The sequence below is a fragment of the Nocardia blacklockiae genome, assembly GCF_015477355.1.
In the GTDB taxonomy this organism is placed as follows: domain Bacteria; phylum Actinomycetota; class Actinomycetes; order Mycobacteriales; family Mycobacteriaceae; genus Nocardia; species Nocardia blacklockiae.
On sequence record NZ_JADLRJ010000001.1, the window covers coordinates 1357609 to 1376304 of the forward strand.

Sequence of the window (18696 nt, forward strand, 5' to 3'; positions counted from 1 at the left end):
AAGTGCAGGCCGAGCGGACGCTGGTCGTGTCACAGGCCGCCGCGCGCAGACAGGGAATCCCCTCCCGCTTCAACATATATCGCGCGGGGGCCTTGCGGCAAGGGCCGGGTCGTGGCGCACAATGTCCCGCCGGAGCCGATACCTGCGCGAACAGGGACTCGGGGAGCACGGCCGACAACTGCGCGAGACGGGTGGGTTCATGTTCGATGTGATCATCGCCGGCGGCGGCCCCACGGGGACGATGCTGGCCGGAGAGCTGCGCCTGCACGGCGTGCGGGTGCTGGTGGTGGAGAAGGAAGCGGCGCCACCGGCTTTCGTGCGGGCGCTGGGCCTGCACGCGCGCAGCATCGAGGTGCTGGATCAGCGGGGCCTGGCCGACCGGTTTCTCGCACAGGGCCGCAAGCACCCGCTCGGCGGCTTCTTCGCGGCCATCACCAGGCCCGCGCCCGACCGGCTGGACACCACGCACCCTTACGTTCTCGGTCTGCCGCAGCCCCTCACCGACCGGCTGCTGACCGAGCACGCCCTCGAACTCGGGGCCGAGATCCGGCGCGGCTGTGCGCTTGTCGGGCTCGAGCAGGACGCGGACGGGGTGACCGCCGAGCTGGCCGACGGCACCCGGGTGCGCGGGCAGTACCTGGTGGGCTGCGACGGCGGCCGCAGCACGGTGCGCAAGCTGCTCGGCGTGGGGTTCCCCGGCGAGCCCGCGCGCACCGAGACGCTGCTGGGCGAGATGGAGGTGGCGGCGGATCCGGCGACGGTCGCGGAGATCGTCGCGAAAGTGCGTGAGACCGTGAAGGGTTTCGGCCTCGGGCCGTTCGGGGAGGGCGTGTACCGCGTCGTGGTGCCCGCCGACGGCGTGTCCGAGGATCGCTCCGTCGCGCCGACCCTCGAGGACTTCCGGCGGCAGCTGCGGGTCTACGCCGGCACCGATTTCGGCGTGCACTCGCCGCGGTGGCTGTCGCGGTTCGGCGATGCCACCCGGCAGGCCGAACGGTATCGGGTGGACCGGGTGCTGCTGGCGGGCGACGCCGCGCACGTGCACCCGCCGATGGGTGGCCAGGGCCTCAACCTCGGGATCCAGGACGCGTTCAATCTCGGCTGGAAACTGGCCGCGCAGGTCGCGGGCTGGGCGCCGGAGGGACTGCTGGACAGCTATCACGCCGAACGACATCCGGTGGCGGCCGCGGTGCTCGACAACACGCGCGCGCAGTCCGAATTGATGTCGACCACGCCGGGCGCGCAGGCCGTGCGGCGGCTCCTGGCCGAACTGATGGAGTTCGACGAGGTCAATCAGTACCTGATCGAGAAGATCATCGCGGTCGGCGTGCGCTACGACTTCGGCCCGGGCCACCACCTGCTCGGCCGCCGGCTGCGCGACATCGGCCTGAAGCGCGGTCCGCTCTACGGCCTCATGCACGACGGCCGCGGCCTGCTCCTGGACCAGACGGGCCGCCTGTCGGTGACGGGCTGGGCCGACCGCGTCGACCATGTGGTCGACGTGAGCGAGGAACTGGACGCGCCGGCCGTGCTGCTGCGCCCGGACGGCCACGTGGCCTGGGTGGGTGACGATCAGCGCGACCTGCTGGACCACCTGCCGCGCTGGTTCGGCGCCGCCCGCTGAAAGCGGTTGTCCGGCAGCGCCGCCGCGCGAGGCGGCCCGGAGTCCGGTCGCGGTCGTTAGGGTGAAGCACATGGGTTCCGCGAAGATCGTGATAGTCGGCGGCGGTTTCTCCGGCGTCGAGTGCGCCCGCTATCTGGAACGCCACCTCCGTCCGGAGGAGGCGTTCGTCCAGCTGGTCACGCCCGACGCCGGGCTGCTGTATCTGCCGCTGCTGCCGCAGGTCGCCTCGGGCGTGCTCAATCCGCGCTCGATCGCGGTGCCGCTGCGGCGGGTGCTGCGGCGCACCGAGGTCGTGCCCGGCATGGCGATCGGGGTGGAGCCGAAGACCCGGCAGGTGGTGGTGCGCCGGTCCGCGGGGCCGGAGTGCGCGCTCGACTACGACCACCTGGTGCTGGTGCCGGGCAGTATCACGCGGGTGCTCGATGTGCCGGGTCTGCACGAGCACGGTTTCGGCATGAAAACCCTTGCGGAGGCGATGTTCCTGCGCGACCACGTGCTGCAGCAGCTGGACGTGGCCGCGATGCGCGGCGAGGAGGACGACGACCGCGAGCGCCTGCACTTCGTCACCATCGGCGCGGGATACGCGGGCACCGAGACGACCGCGGTGCTCAACAAGGTGACCGAGGCCGCCGCGCGCCGCTACTTCCCGAGACTCGAATCCGGCATGGTGCGCTGGCATCTGGTCACCCGCGGCGACCGGATCATGCCCGAACTCGGCGAGCGGCTGGGCGCGGCGGCCAAGCGCAATCTGGCCGAGCGCGGCATCGAACTGATCTGCGGCGCGTCCGCGAAAGAGGTGACCGCGCACGGGGTTCAGCTCACCAACGGGCGATTCATCCCGTCCCGCACGGTGGTGTGGACCGCCGGGGTCGCGCCCAGTCCCCTGGCGGGTCATCTCGGCGCGGCGACGGAGAAGGGCCGCATCGTCGCCGACGCCGACCTCACCGTGCCGGGCCTCACCGGCGTCTGGGCGTGCGGCGACGCCGCCGCGGTCCCCGACCTGACCGAGCAGCCCGGCACCGTCTGCGCGCCGACCGCCCAGCACGCCATGCGCCAGGGCCGCCACCTCGGCAAGAACCTCGTGGCCGAACTACGCGGCAAGCGCCGCCGCCCCTACCGGCATCCCGACCTCGGCCTGGTCGTCGACCTCGGCGGCACCGACGCCGTGGCCCGCCCGCTGAAGATCGGATTGCACGGTCTCCCAGCGCAACTCGTCACCCGCGGCTACCACCTGATGGCCCTGCGCACCGTCGTGGCCCGCACCCGCGTCGCCTTCGACTGGACCGTCCACGGCCTCAGCGGCGACGACTTCCTGCGCATCGGCTACGGCGACTACGACGCCCACACCATCGGCGGCTTCGAACAGACCGGCTGCTACCTCCCCGCCGAACAGGTCCCGCGCGCCCTAGAAGCCCTGTGCGACCCGAACCCCTCCTGACCCGCCGCGGGCGAATTCACCCGACACATCGGATATTTCGATCATTCGGGCCCTGTCGGGGCGGGTGGTGGTGCGCGAGGATGAAGGACCACCGACGTCCACGATTCAGGAGCGCGCATGCCCCCGTCACCGACCGCACTCGGAGGATTCACCGGGACGGTGCTGGTGGGTCGCGACATTCCGGCGGGCTACCGCGCCGACCGGTCCGGCTACGTCCCGGCCGGGGAGCCGGAGGTGCTGGTGCTCGCGGCCGATGTCGACGATGTCCGGCGCGCGGTGACGGTGGCGGCGGACTCGGGGCTGTCGGTGGTGGTGCGCGGGGCCGGGAGTGGGCTCGCCGGAGGCGCGGCGGCGGGCGCCGGGTCGCTGGTTCTGGATGTGAGCGGCCTGGATCGCATTCTGGAGATCGCCGCCGAGGACGAACTTGCGGTGGTGCAGGCCGGAGTGAGCGCGGCGGCCCTCGACACGGCGGCGCACCGGCACGGACTGCGCTACGCGCCCGACCCGGCCAGTACCGCCCTGTCGACCATCGGCGGCAATATCGCCACCAACGCGGGCGGCCTACGCTGCGTGAAATACGGCGTCACCGGCGACGCGGTCCTGGGCCTGGACGTCGTCCTGTCCGACGGCACCCTGCTGCACACCGGGCGGCGCACCGCGAAAGGCGTTGCGGGACTGAATCTCACGAGCCTGTTCACCGGATCGGAGGGCACGCTCGGTGTCATCGTGGCGGCCACCGTCCGGCTGCAACCGGTGCCCGTCGACACCGTCACCGTCGCCGCCTACTTCGACGACGTCGACCAGGCGGCCGCCGCCGCCGCGGCGGTGCTGGCCGCGCGGGTGCGCCCGGCGATGCTCGAACTCCTCGACGAGGCCTCCTTGCGCGAGGCCCAGGATCTGCTCGGCACGCGCGCGGACGCGGCGGGCGCGTTCGTGGTCGCGCAGACCGACGGCTTCGGCGCCCGCGCGGAGGCCGACGTCGTCGCGGACGTGTTCCGCGCGGTCACCGCGCGCGTGCGGCTCAGCGACGACGAGGACACCGCGGCCGAACTGCTGGCCGTGCGCCGCGCGGCCCTGCCCGCGCTGGAGCGCCACGGCCGGGTGCTGATCGAGGACATCGCCGTGCCGCGCTCCCGCATCGCGGCCGCGGTGCGCCGCATCACCGAGATAGCCGCGCGCCACGACAGCCGCATCCACACCTTCGGCCACGCCGGCGACGGCAATCTGCACCCGATCATCGTGGTGCCCGCCGACGATCCCCGCGCCGCCGCGCGCGCCGTCGCCGCGGCCGACGAGATCTTCGCCACCGCACTGGAATTGGGCGGCACGATCACCGGCGAGCACGGCGTCGGCGTTCTCAAACGCCGGTGGCTCGCGCGCGAACTCGCCCCCGAAGCCCTCGCCACCCAGCGAGCCATCCGCCGCGCCCTGGACCCGGGCGGCCTGTTCAACCCCGAGGCGGCGTGAGAGTGCCGGTGCCCCAGGCGCTTACGCGACACCCTGCAAGCGCCGCCCCGCCACCGTCCGATAGTGGGCGGTGACGGCCGCCACGGCGGTGGCCTCGAGATCGGCCGCGAGCCCGCGCCGGGCGACCAGCCGCACGTCGACCGCGCCCATCGCGGGCAGGCCGCGCACCTCGGCCACACCGGCGGGCACCGCGGAATGGAAGGGCAGCAACGCGATTCCCAATCCGGCCTTGGCCGCGGCGAGCACGCCGTCGAGATTGCCGGACTCGGCCGTGACCGCGACCTCGTAGCCCAGCTCGGTGAGCCGGTGCACGGCACGCCGCCGCAGCCCGCACGGCTCCTCGAACGCCACCAGCGAGATCGGCCCCGGCACCCGGGGCAGCTGCCAGCCCGGACCGGCCACCCAGCGCAGACCCAGTTCGCCCACCTCCACTCCGGCGGGATCGCCGTTGCCGCCCAGCACCACGGCCAGGTCGAGAACGCCTTTACCGACCGCGTCGGTGAGCGTGGTGGAGCGGTCGATGCGGAAATGCAGATACACGTCCGGACAGGCCGCACGCAGCACACCCAGCAGTTCGGGCAGCAGCCCGTCGGCGGCGTGCTCGGTGGACCCCACGGTAATGCGCCGCGGGTCCGACGGCGTGAAACGCGCCAGCATTTCGTCGTGCGCGGCGAGTAATTTCCGGGCCTCGACGACCAGGCGCTCACCGTCGGCGGTGAATCGCGAACTCCGGCCGTCCTTTTCCACCAGAGACATTTTCAGGCGTCGTTCCAGTAGCCGGACGTGCTGGCTGATCGTCGGCTGGCTCAGGTGCAGCGCGTCGGCCGCCCGCCGGAAACCGCCGGTGTCGGCGATGGTCACCAGCGTGCGCAGATGCGTCAGGTCCAGGGGGTCCGCCATGCTCCTCGCCGCCTCGGATCGACACGAATTGTCAACGTGAGTCAAACGCATCCGCGACCGCGCGAATACCCTTTGAATCTACGAGATCGGAATCGTCGCAACGGCTTCCGGCTATCGGTTGTTATCGGCGATACGAATTGAAATCACTGCATCGAACCCTGGTTTCCACCGGTGCGGCCTCCCTAATATTGCGACGCATCGAGCCGAGAGGAATGTCATGACCGTCGCATCCGGACCGGACGCGGTGCCCGCCACCGCCGCCGCGGAGGTTGAATTCATCAGCCTCACCCACACCAACGCCTCGACCGAGCTCGAGCCGATTCCCGCGCGCGGCATCGACCTGCCGTTCGTGCGCCGGTACGTGCGGGCGCTGGAGGACGGCGGATTCGACCTGACGCTGCTGCCCTACGGGTCCGCCGGCGCGGATTCTTTCGTGCTGGCCTCGGCGGTCGGCCAGCTCAGCGACCGTTTGAAGCCGATCGTCGCGGTGCGGCCGAACACGGTTTTCCCGACGGTCGCCGCGCAGCAGCTGGCCACCCTGGACCAGCTCACCGAGGGGCGGGCCGTGGTGCACCTCATCTCCGGCGGCAGCGACGCCGAGCAGGCGCGCCAGGGCGACTACCTGCCCAAGGCCGAAAGGTACGCGCGCACCAGCGAATTCGTCGACGTGCTGCGCCGCGCGTGGACCGCGACCGAGGCGTTCTCGCACGCGGGCGCGCACTACCGCTTCGACGGATTCGGTCCCGGGTTCCCGCCGTACGCCGGGCCGATCCCGATCTCGATCGGCGGCCAGTCCGACGCCGCGTTCGAGATCGGCGGCGCCAAGGCCGACATCTTCTCCTTCTGGGGAGAACCGCTGGCCGACATCAGGAGTCAGATCGACCAGGTGCACGCGATCGCCGCCGCGGCCGGCCGCGCCGACCGGCCGCGCATCTGGGTCACCTTCCGGCCCATCGTCGCGCGCACCGACGACCTGGCGTGGGCGAAGGCCCGCGACTACGTCGAACGCATCGCCCGCACCTTCCAATCCGGTGCGCACCGGCTCGGCGACAAGGCGGCCCCGCAGAACGTCGGGTCGCGGCGGGCACTGGAATTCGCGCGCCGCCAGGAGGTTTACGACCGCGCGCTGTGGACCCGGACCGCGGCGGCCACGAACGCACAGGGCGCGTCGACGGCGCTGGTCGGCAGTCCCGAGACGGTCGCCGCGGCGATCCTCGACTACATCGACCTGGGCGCGAGCCTGGTGTCGATCCGCGGCTACGACACCTACAACGACGTCGTCGACTACGGGCGCACGGTGCTGCCGCTGGTCCGCCAGGAGCTGGCGCACCGCACGGCCACCGGACGGCGCGGCACCCTGCAGGCCGACCATCCCGGCGCCCTGGCCGCGGCGGGCCGCCCGTGACCGCCGCCGGACCGCGGGCGCTCACCGCACCGGACACCACACCGGCCGCGCTCGCCGCGCTCACCACGGAAATCGCCGCCACCGCAACGGAATACGACCGCAGCGCGGCGATCCCCGCGGCGGGGCTGCGGGCCGCGCACCGCGGCGGCTACCTGACCGCGTCGGCCGCCCGGCGCTACGGCGGCCCCGAACTCCCCCACCGCGAGGTGGCGCGGATCCTCGCCGCGATCGGCGAGGGCGATCCCTCGGTCGCGCTGCTCACCGCGAACACCCTCGCCGCGCATCACGCGCAGGCGCTCGGCGGCAGCTGGCCCGAGGACGTCTACACGGAGTTGCTGCGTCGCTCCGCCGAGCGGCCGACGCTGGTCAATGTGATCCGCGCCGAGCCCGAACTCGGTGCGCCCGCGCGCGGCGGCCTGCCCGCGACCGTCGCCCGCCGCGCCGCCGACGGCTGGATCGTCGACGGCCGCAAGAGCTTCGCCACCGGCGGCCCGGCGCTGGCCTACCACCTGGTGTGGGCGGTCACCGACGAAACCCCGGCCCGGGTGGGGCATGTCGTCGTTCCCGCCGAAGCGCCCGGCATCACCTGGCACGACACCTGGGATCACCTCGGCCTGCGCGCGTCGAACACGCACGACGTCACCTACGCGAATGTCACTGTGCCGCACGGCCATTTCCTGGAGATCCCGTTCCGCGACGGCGTCTACCGCGATCCGGCCGCCGCGACCGGCCCGGCCTCGTTCGGCCACGTCGCCCTCTACGTCGGGGTGGCCCGGGCGGCGCGCCGCGCGTTCGCCGAGTTCGCTCGCGCGCGCGTCCCGTCGGCGCTGGGACGGCCCATCGCCGACACCGAGCGCATCCAGGCGGTGGCCGGGGAGATCGAGGCGCAGATCGTGCAGGCCGAGACGCTGCTGTACGGCACCCTGCGACGGCTGGAGGCGGGGGAAGGCCTTGCCGCACAGCACCTGTCGCTGATCAAGACGCTCATCGCCCGATCGGTGATCGCGGCCGTGCAGACCGCCGTCGCCGCGCTCGGCAACGCGGCCCTGACCCGGCGGCACCCCCTCGAACGGCACCTGCGCGACGTGCTGTGCGTGCGCGTGCACCCGCCGCAGGAGGACACGGCCCTGCTCGCCGCCGGTCGCGCGGTGCTCGCGCCGCCCGATCCGCTCGCGGACTGATCCGCACCCCTGTCCGTACCCGCCGGACCTCCGCGGTCCGGCCGATCCCGAGGAATCACCCCGCCATGCCGACCACGACCCGCCTGCTGCGCCGGGCCGCCGCTGCCGCTGCCGCCGCGCTCGCCCTGCTGGCCACCGCCTGCGGCGGCGCCGACCAGCCCAGCGGCCCGACCGGGGAAGGACAGGAGCCCGTGCGCGGCGGGACGCTGAATCTGGCGTTCTTTCCCGACAACGCGGCCTTCGCCTGCCTCGATCCCTTCCAGACCTACTGGATCGAGCACCGCACGCTGATCCGCAACTTCGCCGACTCGCTCACCGACCAGAACCCGGACACCGGCGAGATCGTGCCGTGGCTGGCCACCGGGTGGCAGATCGCGCCCGACGGCCGCGACTACACCTTCACCCTGCGCGACGGCGTCACCTTCGCCGACGGCGCGCCCTTGGACGCCGCCGCGGTCAAGGCGAACTTCGATGCCTTCGTGGAGCTTTCGCAGGGTTCGGGCGGCACCGCCTACGGCGCCAGCTACATTCAAGGCCTGCGGTCGACCGACGCGCTGGACTCGAAGACCGTGCGCTTCCACTTCGACCAACCCAATTCGTCGTTCCTGCAAGCGACTTCGACCACCAATTTGGCGCTGCTGTCCCCCGCGTCGCTGCGGCGGACGCCGCAGCAACGCTGCCTCGGCGACATCGCCGGGACCGGCCCGTTCACGCTGGACGACTACACGCCCGGCCAAGGCGTCACGCTCAGCCGCCGCGCGGGCTACCGGTGGCCGTCCCCGCTGACGAAGAACACCGGGGAGGCCTACCTGGACAAGATCCGGGTCGGCTACGTCGCCGAGGACAGCGTGCGCACCGGCAACCTGGTCAGCGGGCAGATCGACATCGCCTGGCCGCGCAACCCGTTCACCGTCGAGGACCGCGCGCTGATCGGCCGCTCGGGGGCCTATCTACGGTCCCGGTCGCTGCCCGGAGTGTCCTACACGCTGTACCCGAACGTCGCCGACGGCCGCCCGCTCGCCGACGATCGGGTGCGGCGGGCGCTGTACCGCGCACTCGACGTGAAGACGCTCGGCACCACGGTGTTCGGTCCCGACTATCCGGCCGTCGCGGGCGCGTTCGACAGCACCACACCGTATTTCGCGGCGCAGGACGCCAAGCTGGCCTACGACCCGGCCGAGGCCGGCCGCCTCCTCGACGCGGCGGGCTGGCGGACGGCGCCGGGCGAGCAGTACCGCGCCAAGGACGGCAGGCGGCTGACGCTGACCCTCGCGGTCGAGCCCAGCAGCATCGGGCAGGAACTGTTCCAGGATCAGCTGCGGCAGGTAGGGATCGAGGTGCGGCTGAAGGTGATCACCCAGGCCGAGCGGCAGGCCGTCGTCGCGAACGGCCAGTACGACCTGCTCGGCTCCTACTTCACCCGCGCGGATCCCGGTGCGCTGCAATTCATTCTGGTCGAGCGGCTGGCCAACTCCAAGGCGCTCGCCCGCAACGCGCAGCGGCCGGAGACGGCGGCGCGGATCGCGGATCTGTTCTCCCGCGCGGTGCAGACCACCGATCCGGCGCAGCGCCAGGAGATCTACGGCCGGTTGCAGAGCGTGCTGCTCGACGAGGGCGTGACCTTCCCGCTGTTCGAACGGGTCCAGTACGCCGGTATCCGCAACCGGGTCAACGGTTTCCGGTTCACCTCGGAGAGCTTCCTGGATCTGCGCGACGTCTGGATCGAGCCGTGATCCGCTACGTCGCCGGGCGTTTCGCGCAGGCGGCGGTGGTGCTGTGGGCGGCGTTCACGGTCACCTTCGCGGTGCTGTACCTGCTGCCGAGCGACCCGGTGGCGATCCAGCTCGGCGCGGCGGGAATCGAAACCGATTCCCTCACACCGCAACAGCTCGCCGCCGCGAAGGCGCAGTACGGACTGGACCGGCCGGTGTTCGAGCAGTATCGGACGCTGCTGACCGGAGTACTCCACGGCGACTTCGGCACCTCGATCGCCAAGCACGTGCCGGTCACCCAGCTCATCGGCGACCGGATCGGCGGCACGCTCGTGCTCAGCGCGATCGCGGGTGTGCTGGCGATACTGCTCGGCACGACGCTGGCCTACCTGGCCGCCTTCGTCCGCCTGCGACCGCTGCGCCTGCTGCTGGACCGCCTGCCCGCGCTCGGGGTGGCGGTGCCGACCTTCCTGGTCGGGCTCGCGCTCATCCAGTACTTCTCCTTCCAGCTGGGCTGGCTCCCGTCGGCGGGCTCGGGCGGCTGGAAGTACCTGGTGCTGCCGGTGATCACGATGGCGCTGCCCGCCGCCGCGCAACTCGCCCAGGTGCTCGGCCGCAGTTTTCACGACACCCTGCGCGAGCAGTACATCGTGACCGCCCGCGCGAAGGGCCTGTCGCGGGGGCAGGTGCAGCTGCGGCACGCGTTCCGCAATGCCGCGCTGCCCGCGCTCACCATCGTCGGCGTGCTCGTCGGCGTCACCGTGACCAGCGCGATCGTCGTCGAGACCGTGTTCAACCGCAACGGGATCGGTCGCTTGGCGCAGGAATCGGTGCTGGTCAAGGACGTTCCGGTGGTGCAGGGCATCGTGGTGCTGGCCGCCGCCGGGTTCGTGCTGGTGAACCTGATCGTCGATCTGCTGTATCCGCTGCTGGATCCGCGCATCACCCACACCGCGACAGCCGAGGGGGACTGAAGTGCTCCAGACCGTCACCACCGCCGACGCCGCGGCGACGACCACGGACGAGGACCGTGCCGTCGCCCGCCGCCGGCGACTGCGGCTCGGGTGGGCGGCTCGCCGTCCCGGATTCGTGCTCGCCACCGTGTTCGTCGGCTTCGTCCTCGTCGCCGCCTTCGCGCCGGCGCTGTTCACCTCCTACGACCCCTATGCCACCGCGCCGGCCGAGCGGCTGCGCAAGCCCAGCGGCGCACATCTTTTCGGCACCGACGACGTCGGCCGCGACCTGTGGGCACGCACCCTGTACGGCTCCGACCTGACGGTGAAGGCGGCGCTCATCGCCATCGCGATCGCGCTGTGCGCCGGGCTGGTGCTGGGGGTGGTGTCGGGCTTCTTCGGCGGTCGCGTCGATGCCGTCGTCATGCGCGGCATCGACGTGCAGCTGGCGATCCCGGGCCTGCTGCTGGCCCTGTCGATCGTGACGGCGCTCGGTTTCGGGACGGTGCCGGTCGCCGTCGCGGTCGGGATCGCGACGATTCCCGGCTTCGCCCGCACGACCCGCGCGGAAGTACTGCGGGTCAAGACCTTTCCGTATGTCGAGGCGGCGCGCGCCGGGGGCGCGGGCTGGCCGCGGGTACTGATCCGGCACATCCTGCCGAACTCGTGGGGACCGGTGCTCGGCCTGGCCGTGCTGGATTTCGGGACGGCGATCATCTCCGTGGCGGCGCTGAGCTTCCTCGGATTCGGCGCCGCGCCGCCGCGCGCGGAGTGGGGTTCGCTCGTCGCGGGCGGACGCAACTTCCTGGTGACCGCGCCCTGGGTCGCGTTGCTGCCGGGAGCGGTGGTGGTGCTGACCGTGTTGTCGCTCAACCACATCGCCAAGACGCTGCAGGAGGTGCGGCGATGACCCGCGCGCCGGTCGCGGACCGCGAGCACACCGGCACACCGATCGTCGAAATCGCCGCCCTCACCGCCGGATACCTCCGCGACGGCGCGCTGACGACCGCGATCCGCGACGTGTCCCTGCGCGTACACCCCGGCGAGATCGTCGCGCTGGTAGGCGAATCCGGCTCCGGCAAGTCCACGACGGCGCACGCCGTCCTCGGCCTGCTGCCCGACAGCGGACGCGTCACCGGCGGCTCGATCCGGGTCGCGGGCGTCGAAATCGCCGGCGCCCCCGAGAAAGTCGTGCGGCGGCTGCGCGGCTCGACGGTCGGGCTGATCCCGCAGGACCCGATGGTGGGACTCAACCCGACCCAGCGCATCGGCGTCCAGGTCGCGGAGGCGGTGCGGCTGCGTGGCGTGCGCGGGCCCCAGGTGGCCGCGGAGGTCGTGCGGATCCTGCGCAAGGCCGGGCTCGACGACCCCGAACAGCGGGTCGACCGCTACCCGCACGAGTTTTCCGGCGGCCAGCGGCAGCGGGTGCTGATCGCGATCGCGCTGGCGGGCGAGCCCGACCTGCTCATCGCCGACGAACCCACCAGCGCGCTGGACGTGACCGTGCAGGCACGCATTCTCGACCACCTCGAGGCGCTGGTGCGCGAGAGCGGCACGGCGTTGCTGATCATCACCCACGACCTGGCCGTCGCCGCCGACCGCGCGGACCGGGTGGTGGTCATGCGGCAGGGCCGCGTCGTCGAATCCGGTTCCACCGCGGAGATTCTCGTCGACTCCGAGAACGCCTACACCCGCCGCCTGATCGCCGCCGCGCCCGCCCTGGCGCACGGCGGCGTCCTCCGGCCGCGCTTCGAGGTGCCGGACGACCCGCTCGACGCGCCCGCGCCGATCCTCGAACTCGACACTGTGACCAAACGTTTCGACTCCCGCCGCGGCGGGCGGGTGGTGGCGCTGGACGGGGTCTCGCTGCGCGTCGCGCGCGGGCGGACCCATGCCGTGGTCGGCGAATCGGGTTCGGGCAAGTCGACCGCGCTGCGCATCGCCATGGGCCTGACCGCGCCCACGAGCGGCGCGGTGCGCTTCGACGGCGTCGACATCACCGGGCTGTCGTGGCGGCGGGTGCGCCCGCTGCGCCGGCGTTTCCAGCTCGTGCACCAGAATCCGTACGCGTCGCTGGACCCCCGATTCACCGTGCGCGACAGCGTCATCGAGCCGCTGGTGTCGTTCCGGGTGGGCAGCCGCGCCGACCGGCGCGCCCGCGCCGCCGCCCTGCTCGACCAGGTGGGGCTGCCGCGGACCTACCTGGACCGGCTGCCCGCCGAGCTGTCCGGCGGCCAGCGCCAGCGGGTGGCGATCGCGCGGGCGCTGGCGCTGGAACCGGAGGTGGTGCTGCTCGACGAGCCGGTGTCGGCGCTGGACGTGTCGGTGCGGGAACAAATCCTCGACCTGCTCACCGATCTGCAACAGCGGCTCGGCCTGACCTACCTGTTCGTCTCCCACGATCTCGCCGTGGTGGCCCGCGTGGCGCACACCGTCTCGGTGTTCGAGCGCGGGCGCGTGGTCGAATCCGGCTCCACCGCAGCCATTTTCCGCGCACCGGCCGAGGACGGCACCCGGCGTCTGCTGGCCGCCGTCCCCGGCCGCCGTATCCGCTCCGACCGCACCGAAAGGGCACTCTCATGACCACCTCCCTCGAGACCCGGCAGGCCGACTGGCAGCGCTGGCACGCCGAGCGCGAGACCCAGGCCCTCGACGCCCACGGCCCGGCTGCGCTCACCGGCACCCACTGGCTTGGCGACGACCCGTCGACCATCGACGGAATCCCCGGCGCCTGGGTCGATTCCGGTGGCCGGGCAGTGGGCACGGGCCCGGACTTCCACGCCGAGATCGCGCCCGGCGAGAGTCTGCGGCTCGGCGAATTGTCGCTGCGGGCCCTCGTTCGCGCCGGGCAGGTGGCGCTGCGGGTCTTCGATCCGCAGGCGTCCACCCGTGCCGATCTGCTCGGCATCGACACCTTCGACTTCGATCCCGCGTGGGTGGTGCCGGGGGTGGCCGAGATCGGTTCGGGCGGTTTGCGACTCGACCACATCGACGGCTTCGTCAGCGACAACCCCGGCGGCACCGTCCGGCTGACGGTCGGCGGGCGGGAGCTCGCCCTGCGCGGCACCGTGACCACCTCGGGCGGGCTGCAGATCACCTTCGCCGACACCACCAACGGCGTCGAGACGCAGCGTTTCCGCTTCCTGACCCTGCCCGCGCCCGACGCGCGGGGTCGGGTCGAGGTCGACTTCAACCGCGCCTACCTGCCGCCGTGCGCCTTCTCCGACCACTTCCTGTGCCCGCTGCCCCCGGCCGGGAACCGCCTCGACTTCGCGGTCCGCGCGGGCGAATCGCGGCTGCGGCGCGCACCGGAGCGCGCCCGGTGACCCGTCCTCGTCGTGGCGGTGCGGCACGGGGTGGACGCCGAGCGCAGCGCGGCCCGCTGGATCGGCGGTGTCGACCTGCCGAGCCCGAAGGAACTCGCGACGGCGCTTCCCGACGATCCGGCCGTTGACGCCGGGGCGCGCGAGGGCCTAGCTTAGTTAATATGTTTATCAGCTCGCCGGTGCGGGGGGTGGCGATGAAATTCCTTGCGAGCACACTGGTTCCGAAGCACAGCACCGGGTCGGCGCGCCCGGCGCTGAGCCGGCGGGAACGGTTCCGCGAACTCGTCGAGCTGGCGCGCTGGGCCGAGGATGTCGGGTACGACGCGTTCGGCGTCGGCGAGCGCCACAACCCGGACCTGCTGTCCTCCTCACCGGCGGTCATCCTGGCCCACATCGCCGCGCGCACCCGGCGCATCCGCCTGGTGACCACGGTCGCCGTGCTGTCGCTGACCGACCCGGTGCGGACCGCGGAGGACTACGCGACCCTCGACCATCTCAGTGACGGCCGGCTCGACCTGATCATCGGCAAGGGCGGCGACCGGGTCGCGCCCTCGGTGTTCCAGGTTCCCGAAGCGGATCTGTGGGATCGACTCGAGGAGGCCTACGAACTGGTGCGCAGGCTCTGGCGGGAGAACGAGGTCGACTGGCGCGGACGGTTCCGGCCGCCGCTGTCCGGCGCGACCATCGAGCCGCATCCGCTGCAGCAGCCCGCGCCCCGGGTCTGGCACGGCTCGGCCACCAGCCGCCGCTCCACCGAGCTGGCCGCCCGCTGGGGCGACCCGCTCTACTCGGCGAACGGGCTGGGCCGCACGGAGACCTATCTCGAGCTGGTCCGGCACTATCGCGAACGGCTGGCCCACCACGGGCACCGCGCCGAGGACGCGCTCGTCGCGGTCGGGGTGCATTCGCCGATCATCACTGATCGCTCGCAAGACGCCCTGGCGCTGGCCCGTCCCGTCTTCGAAGCGTCCGTGCGGCAGCACTTCTCCGATCCGAGCCGCTTTCCGTTCGACTCGCTCGAGGATTTCGTGGCGAACGGCTCGGCGCTCGTCGGCACGGCCGAGCAGATCACCGAGAAGCTGCTGCGCATGCAGCGGCAGTTCGGCAACCAGGTGTTCGGTGTCGGCGTCGAGGGCTTCTTCTCCACCTACACCACCGATCTCGCCGCCACCAAGGGCTATCTCGAGCGATTCTTCGACGAGGTCGCGCCGGTGGTGCGCGCGGAAGTTCCCACCACTCTGTGGGATTCGCGGCCGGACGGCACCGCCCTGCCGATCACCGCATGACCGAGCCGCCGATCGCGTCGCCGCGGGAGTGGGCGCTGTGGACGTCGTTCTTCCCGATGGAGGGCGAGCTGTGGCAGTGGCTCGGCCGGCGGCTGCGTGACGACGCGAACCTGTCGGAGGCCGATTGGCAGGTCCTCGACGCGCTCGGCAACACACCCGGACATGCGCTGCGGGCATTCGTGCTCGCCGAGCGCATCAGCTTCAGCAAGCCACGGCTGCATCAGCACGCCGCCCGCATGATGAAACGCGGCCTGCTGGAACAGCATCCGGCACCGGAGGACGGGCGCGGGACGGTGCTCGCCCTCACGGACGCGGGCCTGGCCTGCTTCCGGCGGGCGCAGGTCCACCGCGCCGGTCACATTCGCGCGGCGCTGGTCGACGCGCTCAGCCCCGAGGAACTGGACACTCTCATCGCGCTCTCGACCAAGATCCGCCGCCACCTCCGCCGCCTCGAGGCCGAGAGCTGACGGAAGCCGGTTACCAGACCCGGTACGGCACGGTGTCTGGCGAACACGCGGGCGCCGGAGTCGCAGGAGCGGATGTGCGGCAACAGAGTTGCGGTCAGGGCGATCCGATTTCCGGCTGCGGTGCGACCGCGGCGACGCGGCGGCGCAGCAGGCAGAATTCGTTGCCCTCGGGGTCGGCCAGCACGTGCCACGACACGTCGGGGCTCTGGCCGATGTCGACCTTGCGGGCGCCCGCGGCGAGCAGGCGGTCCAGTTCCGCGTCCTGGTCGCGGTCGGTGGGGTTCACGTCGAAGTGCAGCGGCAGCTTCCCGCGCCGCGGAGTGGCACCGGGGACGAACACCAGGGTCGGCTGCGGGCCGCCGAAACCGGTTGCGGGCGGGCCGATCTCGACCGCGCCGCCGTCGTGGCCGAGTACCGCGTAGCCGAGTACCGCGCACCAGAATTCCGCCAGCCGTGGCGGGTCGGCACAGTCGATGACGAGTTCGGTGATCCTGCAAGCCATGCGCGCGACACTACGGGTGCGCGATCGCGCGCGACAGCGCTTTTCGGCGGGAACGGTGCACGCGCCGATTCCTGATACGGGAGAAGTCCGCGGCCCGCAGGAGAATACGGCCGGGCGGCAATCGGCGTGGCCCGCCGGGCGGCCGGCACCCCGCGGAAACGGATGCCGGCCACGCCTCGCGAGTTCAGCTGGCCTTGTTGTACGCCGCCACCACATCGGCCTGGATGCGGCCCCGGCTCGACACGTTGTAACCGTTCTTGCGGGCCCAATCCCGGATCGCCGCGGTCTGCTCCCGATCGGTCGACGAACGCCCGATCACCTTGCTCTTGCCCTTCGGGATACGGCCGACCTTGCGCGCCGACTCGGTCCACTGCTCGAACACCTCGCGCAGCTTCCCGGCATTCTTCAGCGACAAGTCGATCTCGTACTCGACACCGTCGAGAGCGAACCGAACCGTCTCCTCGGCCTTCGACTTACCGTCGTAATCGTCGACCAACTCGACGATGACCTTCCTCGCCATACAACCGCCTTCTTTCTCCCAAAAGTTCAAGAACGAACAACTTTAATCCGCGCGCGAAACAGAAAGCAATTCGACAGTGGCGAAGCTTTCGCCGAATATTCGCGGGACTCGGCGGGCCCCGTGATTCACGCGAATTCCGCGGCCGGGTCCGCGATGTCGAATCGCACGCCGGTGTGGAGCAGATCGGTCGCCGACAAACCGAAGGTGTGCCGGAAGGTGTCGCTGAAGTGAGACGGCGACGCGAAGCCCGCCTCGACGGCGCTGCGGGTCAGGTCGTGGCCGGCCGCCAGGCCCCGGACGACGCGGCGCAGCCGGGCCCACTGCTGGTAGCGCCGGAATGTGGTGCCGGTGCCGCGCGCGAACAAGCGCAGGAAATGCGAAGTGGACAGGCCCAATTCGGCGGCGACATCGTGGGCCCGGTAGACGCCGTCGGGGGCGGATCGGATGGTGTCGGCCAGCCGGGTGATGCGCGGGTCGGCGGGGACGTCGACGCCGACCGCGGCGTGCCGGGCGATCGCCTCGGGCGGCTCGCCGGCGCGGCACGCCGCCGCGATCTCGGCTTCGGATCGGTGGCCGAAGCCGAAGCGGCCGAGGCGGCCGGCCATGGCGTCGGCCGTCCCGGACGCCACCGGACCACCGGGGTCGGCGAACAGCAGCAGCACCCGGCCTTCGGGAATCAGCACCCGATGCGGCACACGGGCGGGCGCGAAGACACTGCGCAGGCGCACGGGGGCGAGGTCGGGCGCGTCGAACAGCAGGGGCCCGTCCACACCCACATTGAGGACGTCGACCGCGGCGGTGTGGTGCTCGACGCGAATATTGGGTCCGAGGTATCCGGCGTGGCCGGGCCGCAGCCACACCACCGGCGGCGGGCCACCGCACGTTTTCGGAAGTACCGCACCACCCATCCTTGCGAGGCTAGCGGGACCGGCGCGCCGGCGTCGAACCTCGTCGAAAGAGTGGTGACCATGCATTCCGTCCGTACGACCGCGGCGGCTCTCCGGTTCTCGGTGCCGACGACGCTGCGCGCGCACACGCAGTCGGGCTTCGCCGCCCGCGACTTCCGCCTGTGCCGGGCGTGGCTCGCGACCGCCGCCCCGCTCCCCGACCGAGTCCTGTTGAGCGTCAATGAATTCCGCCCACACCGCCGGACGGCCCTGTTCCCCGTCGCCCTGGTCTCCGCGGAACTCGAGCAGCAGGTGGTGCGCACGAACGGCGCGCTGGGCATCGTCACCGGCTACCAGCCGCACGGCGGCATCACCTTCTCCCTGTCCCTCTGGGCGGGCGAGCAGCCCCTCGAGGAATTCACCGGCAGCCCCGAGCACGTCGCGGTGATGGACGCCTACCGCACGCGCGGCTACCTCCGCCACATCCACTGGTGGGGCACGCACCGCTCGATCGGCGCCTCCCTGGCCGAAGCCCGTCGCCGTCTCGACGCGGGCCAGGGCCGCCGCGTCGGCGAGCCCCGCGACCCGTGGGCCCGCCGAGACCACCAGCGCCTGGCCGCGGCGGGTCCGGCCCAATGAGGCCGAGCGTAGGGGTCTTGGCGCCCGGCAACCTACGTCGGGCTATCTTCAGGGTATGGAACTGGCGTTGGAGCCGCCGACCGTCGCGTCCGCGGACGACACCGGGCTGATACTCGAGGTGGTCGACGTCGGCATCACCGAACCCGCGATCACCGGTCATCCGTATCTGCGGCTGGCCGACGGCACGGTCTACCGGGTGCCCACCCCGCTGACCGACTGGGCGATCACCTTCATCGCCGCCAGCCGGCGCCCGGGCCAGGAGCTGCTGCCCGCGCGCATGGAATTCGGCGTCGTCGACGGCGAGATGTACGTCGAGGTCCTCGAATCCGGGACCGCGACGCCGAGCTGACCGCCTGGCGGCTGTCCGGATCTCGCATGGCCGCCGGTGG

The 18696-nt window shown here is 71.9% G+C and carries 19 protein-coding genes; 15 read left to right on the plus strand and 4 right to left on the minus strand.

Translation table 11 applies throughout. The features are described 5' to 3' along the window. The first annotated feature begins 199 nt into the window (after nt 1-199). From rox to IU476_RS05830, 3 genes are all read left to right on the plus strand, one after another. A complete protein-coding gene (gene rox / locus IU476_RS05820; RefSeq protein ID WP_195097216.1) occupies nt 200-1624 on the plus strand; it encodes a rifampin monooxygenase in 1425 nt (474 codons plus the stop codon). A 70-nt stretch (nt 1625-1694) separates the two neighbouring features. Beyond that, the gene (locus tag IU476_RS05825) at nt 1695-3062 is read left to right on the plus strand and encodes an NAD(P)/FAD-dependent oxidoreductase (RefSeq protein ID WP_195097219.1); all 1368 of its coding nucleotides are present in this window, start codon (nt 1695-1697) and stop codon (nt 3060-3062) included. Between the two features lie 117 nt (nt 3063-3179). Then, nucleotides 3180-4529 (plus strand): FAD-binding oxidoreductase, encoded by a 1350-nt coding sequence (locus IU476_RS05830; RefSeq protein WP_195097221.1) that lies wholly within the window; start codon nt 3180-3182, stop codon nt 4527-4529. Nucleotides 4530-4550: 21 nt separating this feature from the next. Here the strand turns inward: IU476_RS05830 and IU476_RS05835 are convergent, their stop codons facing one another. Then, the gene (locus IU476_RS05835) at nt 4551-5429 is read right to left on the minus strand and encodes a LysR family transcriptional regulator (protein WP_195097224.1); all 879 of its coding nucleotides are present in this window, start codon (nt 5427-5429) and stop codon (nt 4551-4553) included. Between the two features lie 217 nt (nt 5430-5646). Between IU476_RS05835 and IU476_RS05840 the strand changes: the two genes are divergently transcribed. The 10 genes from IU476_RS05840 (at nt 5647) to IU476_RS05885 (ending at nt 15759) form a co-directional block, all read left to right on the plus strand. Then, nucleotides 5647-6834 (plus strand): LLM class flavin-dependent oxidoreductase, encoded by a 1188-nt coding sequence (locus tag IU476_RS05840; RefSeq protein WP_195097226.1) that lies wholly within the window; start codon nt 5647-5649, stop codon nt 6832-6834. After that, a complete protein-coding gene (locus IU476_RS05845) occupies nt 6831-8015 on the plus strand; it encodes an acyl-CoA dehydrogenase family protein (protein WP_195097228.1) in 1185 nt (394 codons plus the stop codon). Before IU476_RS05840 ends, IU476_RS05845 begins: the two co-directional genes overlap by 4 nt. Before the next feature lie 65 nt (nt 8016-8080). Next, entirely contained in the window at nt 8081-9748 is a 1668-nt protein-coding gene (locus IU476_RS05850) for an ABC transporter substrate-binding protein (protein ID WP_195097231.1), read from the plus strand. Beyond that, nucleotides 9745-10701, plus strand: coding sequence for an ABC transporter permease (locus IU476_RS05855; protein ID WP_195097233.1), 957 nt, complete (start codon nt 9745-9747; stop codon nt 10699-10701). The genes IU476_RS05850 and IU476_RS05855 overlap by 4 nt, the downstream gene beginning before the upstream one ends. Before the next feature lies 1 nt (nt 10702). Next, complete coding sequence (locus IU476_RS36990) at nt 10703-11590, plus strand: ABC transporter permease (protein WP_195097235.1); 888 nt, start codon at nt 10703-10705, stop codon at nt 11588-11590. Then, on the plus strand, nt 11587-13263 hold the full coding sequence (locus IU476_RS05865; RefSeq protein ID WP_195097236.1) for a dipeptide ABC transporter ATP-binding protein: 1677 nt from the start codon (nt 11587-11589) through the stop codon (nt 13261-13263). The genes IU476_RS36990 and IU476_RS05865 overlap by 4 nt, the downstream gene beginning before the upstream one ends. Beyond that, on the plus strand, nt 13260-14006 hold the full coding sequence (locus IU476_RS05870; RefSeq protein ID WP_195097237.1) for a DUF1684 domain-containing protein: 747 nt from the start codon (nt 13260-13262) through the stop codon (nt 14004-14006). Before IU476_RS05865 ends, IU476_RS05870 begins: the two co-directional genes overlap by 4 nt. 18 nt (nt 14007-14024) lie before the next feature. Then, the gene (locus tag IU476_RS05875) at nt 14025-14162 is read left to right on the plus strand and encodes a hypothetical protein (RefSeq protein WP_195097238.1); all 138 of its coding nucleotides are present in this window, start codon (nt 14025-14027) and stop codon (nt 14160-14162) included. A 5-nt stretch (nt 14163-14167) separates the two neighbouring features. Further along, complete coding sequence (locus tag IU476_RS05880) at nt 14168-15292, plus strand: LLM class flavin-dependent oxidoreductase (protein WP_228823012.1); 1125 nt, start codon at nt 14168-14170, stop codon at nt 15290-15292. Next, nucleotides 15289-15759, plus strand: coding sequence for a MarR family winged helix-turn-helix transcriptional regulator (locus IU476_RS05885; RefSeq protein WP_195097239.1), 471 nt, complete (start codon nt 15289-15291; stop codon nt 15757-15759). Before IU476_RS05880 ends, IU476_RS05885 begins: the two co-directional genes overlap by 4 nt. A 94-nt stretch (nt 15760-15853) precedes the next feature. Here IU476_RS05885 and IU476_RS05890 read toward each other — a convergent pair whose 3' ends face one another. The 3 genes from IU476_RS05890 to IU476_RS05900 all read right to left on the minus strand — a co-directional run bounded on the left by IU476_RS05890 (nt 15854) and on the right by IU476_RS05900 (nt 17689). Beyond that, nucleotides 15854-16261: a VOC family protein gene (locus tag IU476_RS05890; RefSeq protein ID WP_195097240.1), complete on the minus strand. Its 408-nt coding sequence runs from the start codon at nt 16259-16261 to the stop codon at nt 15854-15856. Nucleotides 16262-16445: 184 nt separating this feature from the next. After that, on the minus strand, nt 16446-16781 hold the full coding sequence (locus IU476_RS05895) for a histone-like nucleoid-structuring protein Lsr2 (RefSeq protein WP_195097241.1): 336 nt from the start codon (nt 16779-16781) through the stop codon (nt 16446-16448). A 125-nt stretch (nt 16782-16906) separates the two neighbouring features. Further along, entirely contained in the window at nt 16907-17689 is a 783-nt protein-coding gene (locus IU476_RS05900) for a helix-turn-helix transcriptional regulator (protein WP_195097243.1), read from the minus strand. Between the two features lie 60 nt (nt 17690-17749). Between IU476_RS05900 and IU476_RS05905 the strand changes: the two genes are divergently transcribed. Further along, nucleotides 17750-18307 (plus strand): hypothetical protein, encoded by a 558-nt coding sequence (locus tag IU476_RS05905; protein ID WP_195097245.1) that lies wholly within the window; start codon nt 17750-17752, stop codon nt 18305-18307. A 55-nt stretch (nt 18308-18362) separates the two neighbouring features. After that, nucleotides 18363-18656: a hypothetical protein gene (locus IU476_RS05910; RefSeq protein ID WP_195097247.1), complete on the plus strand. Its 294-nt coding sequence runs from the start codon at nt 18363-18365 to the stop codon at nt 18654-18656. Nucleotides 18657-18696 lie beyond the last annotated feature (40 nt).

Excerpts from the sequence above, each read along its gene's own strand:
- IU476_RS05870 (WP_195097237.1), top strand. The coding sequence starts at position 13,260 with ATGACCACCTCCCTCGAGACCCGGCAGGCCGACTGGCAGCGCTGGCAC.
- IU476_RS05905 (WP_195097245.1), top strand. The coding sequence starts at position 17,750 with ATGCATTCCGTCCGTACGACCGCGGCGGCTCTCCGGTTCTCGGTGCCG.
- IU476_RS05850 (WP_195097231.1), top strand. The coding sequence starts at position 8,081 with ATGCCGACCACGACCCGCCTGCTGCGCCGGGCCGCCGCTGCCGCTGCC.
- IU476_RS05835 (WP_195097224.1), bottom strand. The coding sequence starts at position 5,429 with ATGGCGGACCCCCTGGACCTGACGCATCTGCGCACGCTGGTGACCATC.
- IU476_RS05865 (WP_195097236.1), top strand. The coding sequence starts at position 11,587 with ATGACCCGCGCGCCGGTCGCGGACCGCGAGCACACCGGCACACCGATC.
- IU476_RS05830 (WP_195097221.1), top strand. The coding sequence starts at position 3,180 with ATGCCCCCGTCACCGACCGCACTCGGAGGATTCACCGGGACGGTGCTG.
- IU476_RS05900 (WP_195097243.1), bottom strand. The coding sequence starts at position 17,689 with ATGGGTGGTGCGGTACTTCCGAAAACGTGCGGTGGCCCGCCGCCGGTG.
- IU476_RS05880 (WP_228823012.1), top strand. The coding sequence starts at position 14,168 with ATGTTTATCAGCTCGCCGGTGCGGGGGGTGGCGATGAAATTCCTTGCG.
- IU476_RS05890 (WP_195097240.1), bottom strand. The coding sequence starts at position 16,261 with ATGGCTTGCAGGATCACCGAACTCGTCATCGACTGTGCCGACCCGCCA.
- IU476_RS05825 (WP_195097219.1), top strand. The coding sequence starts at position 1,695 with ATGGGTTCCGCGAAGATCGTGATAGTCGGCGGCGGTTTCTCCGGCGTC.
- rox (WP_195097216.1), top strand. The coding sequence starts at position 200 with ATGTTCGATGTGATCATCGCCGGCGGCGGCCCCACGGGGACGATGCTG.
- IU476_RS05910 (WP_195097247.1), top strand. The coding sequence starts at position 18,363 with ATGGAACTGGCGTTGGAGCCGCCGACCGTCGCGTCCGCGGACGACACC.
- IU476_RS05840 (WP_195097226.1), top strand. The coding sequence starts at position 5,647 with ATGACCGTCGCATCCGGACCGGACGCGGTGCCCGCCACCGCCGCCGCG.
- IU476_RS05895 (WP_195097241.1), bottom strand. The coding sequence starts at position 16,781 with ATGGCGAGGAAGGTCATCGTCGAGTTGGTCGACGATTACGACGGTAAG.
- IU476_RS05885 (WP_195097239.1), top strand. The coding sequence starts at position 15,289 with ATGACCGAGCCGCCGATCGCGTCGCCGCGGGAGTGGGCGCTGTGGACG.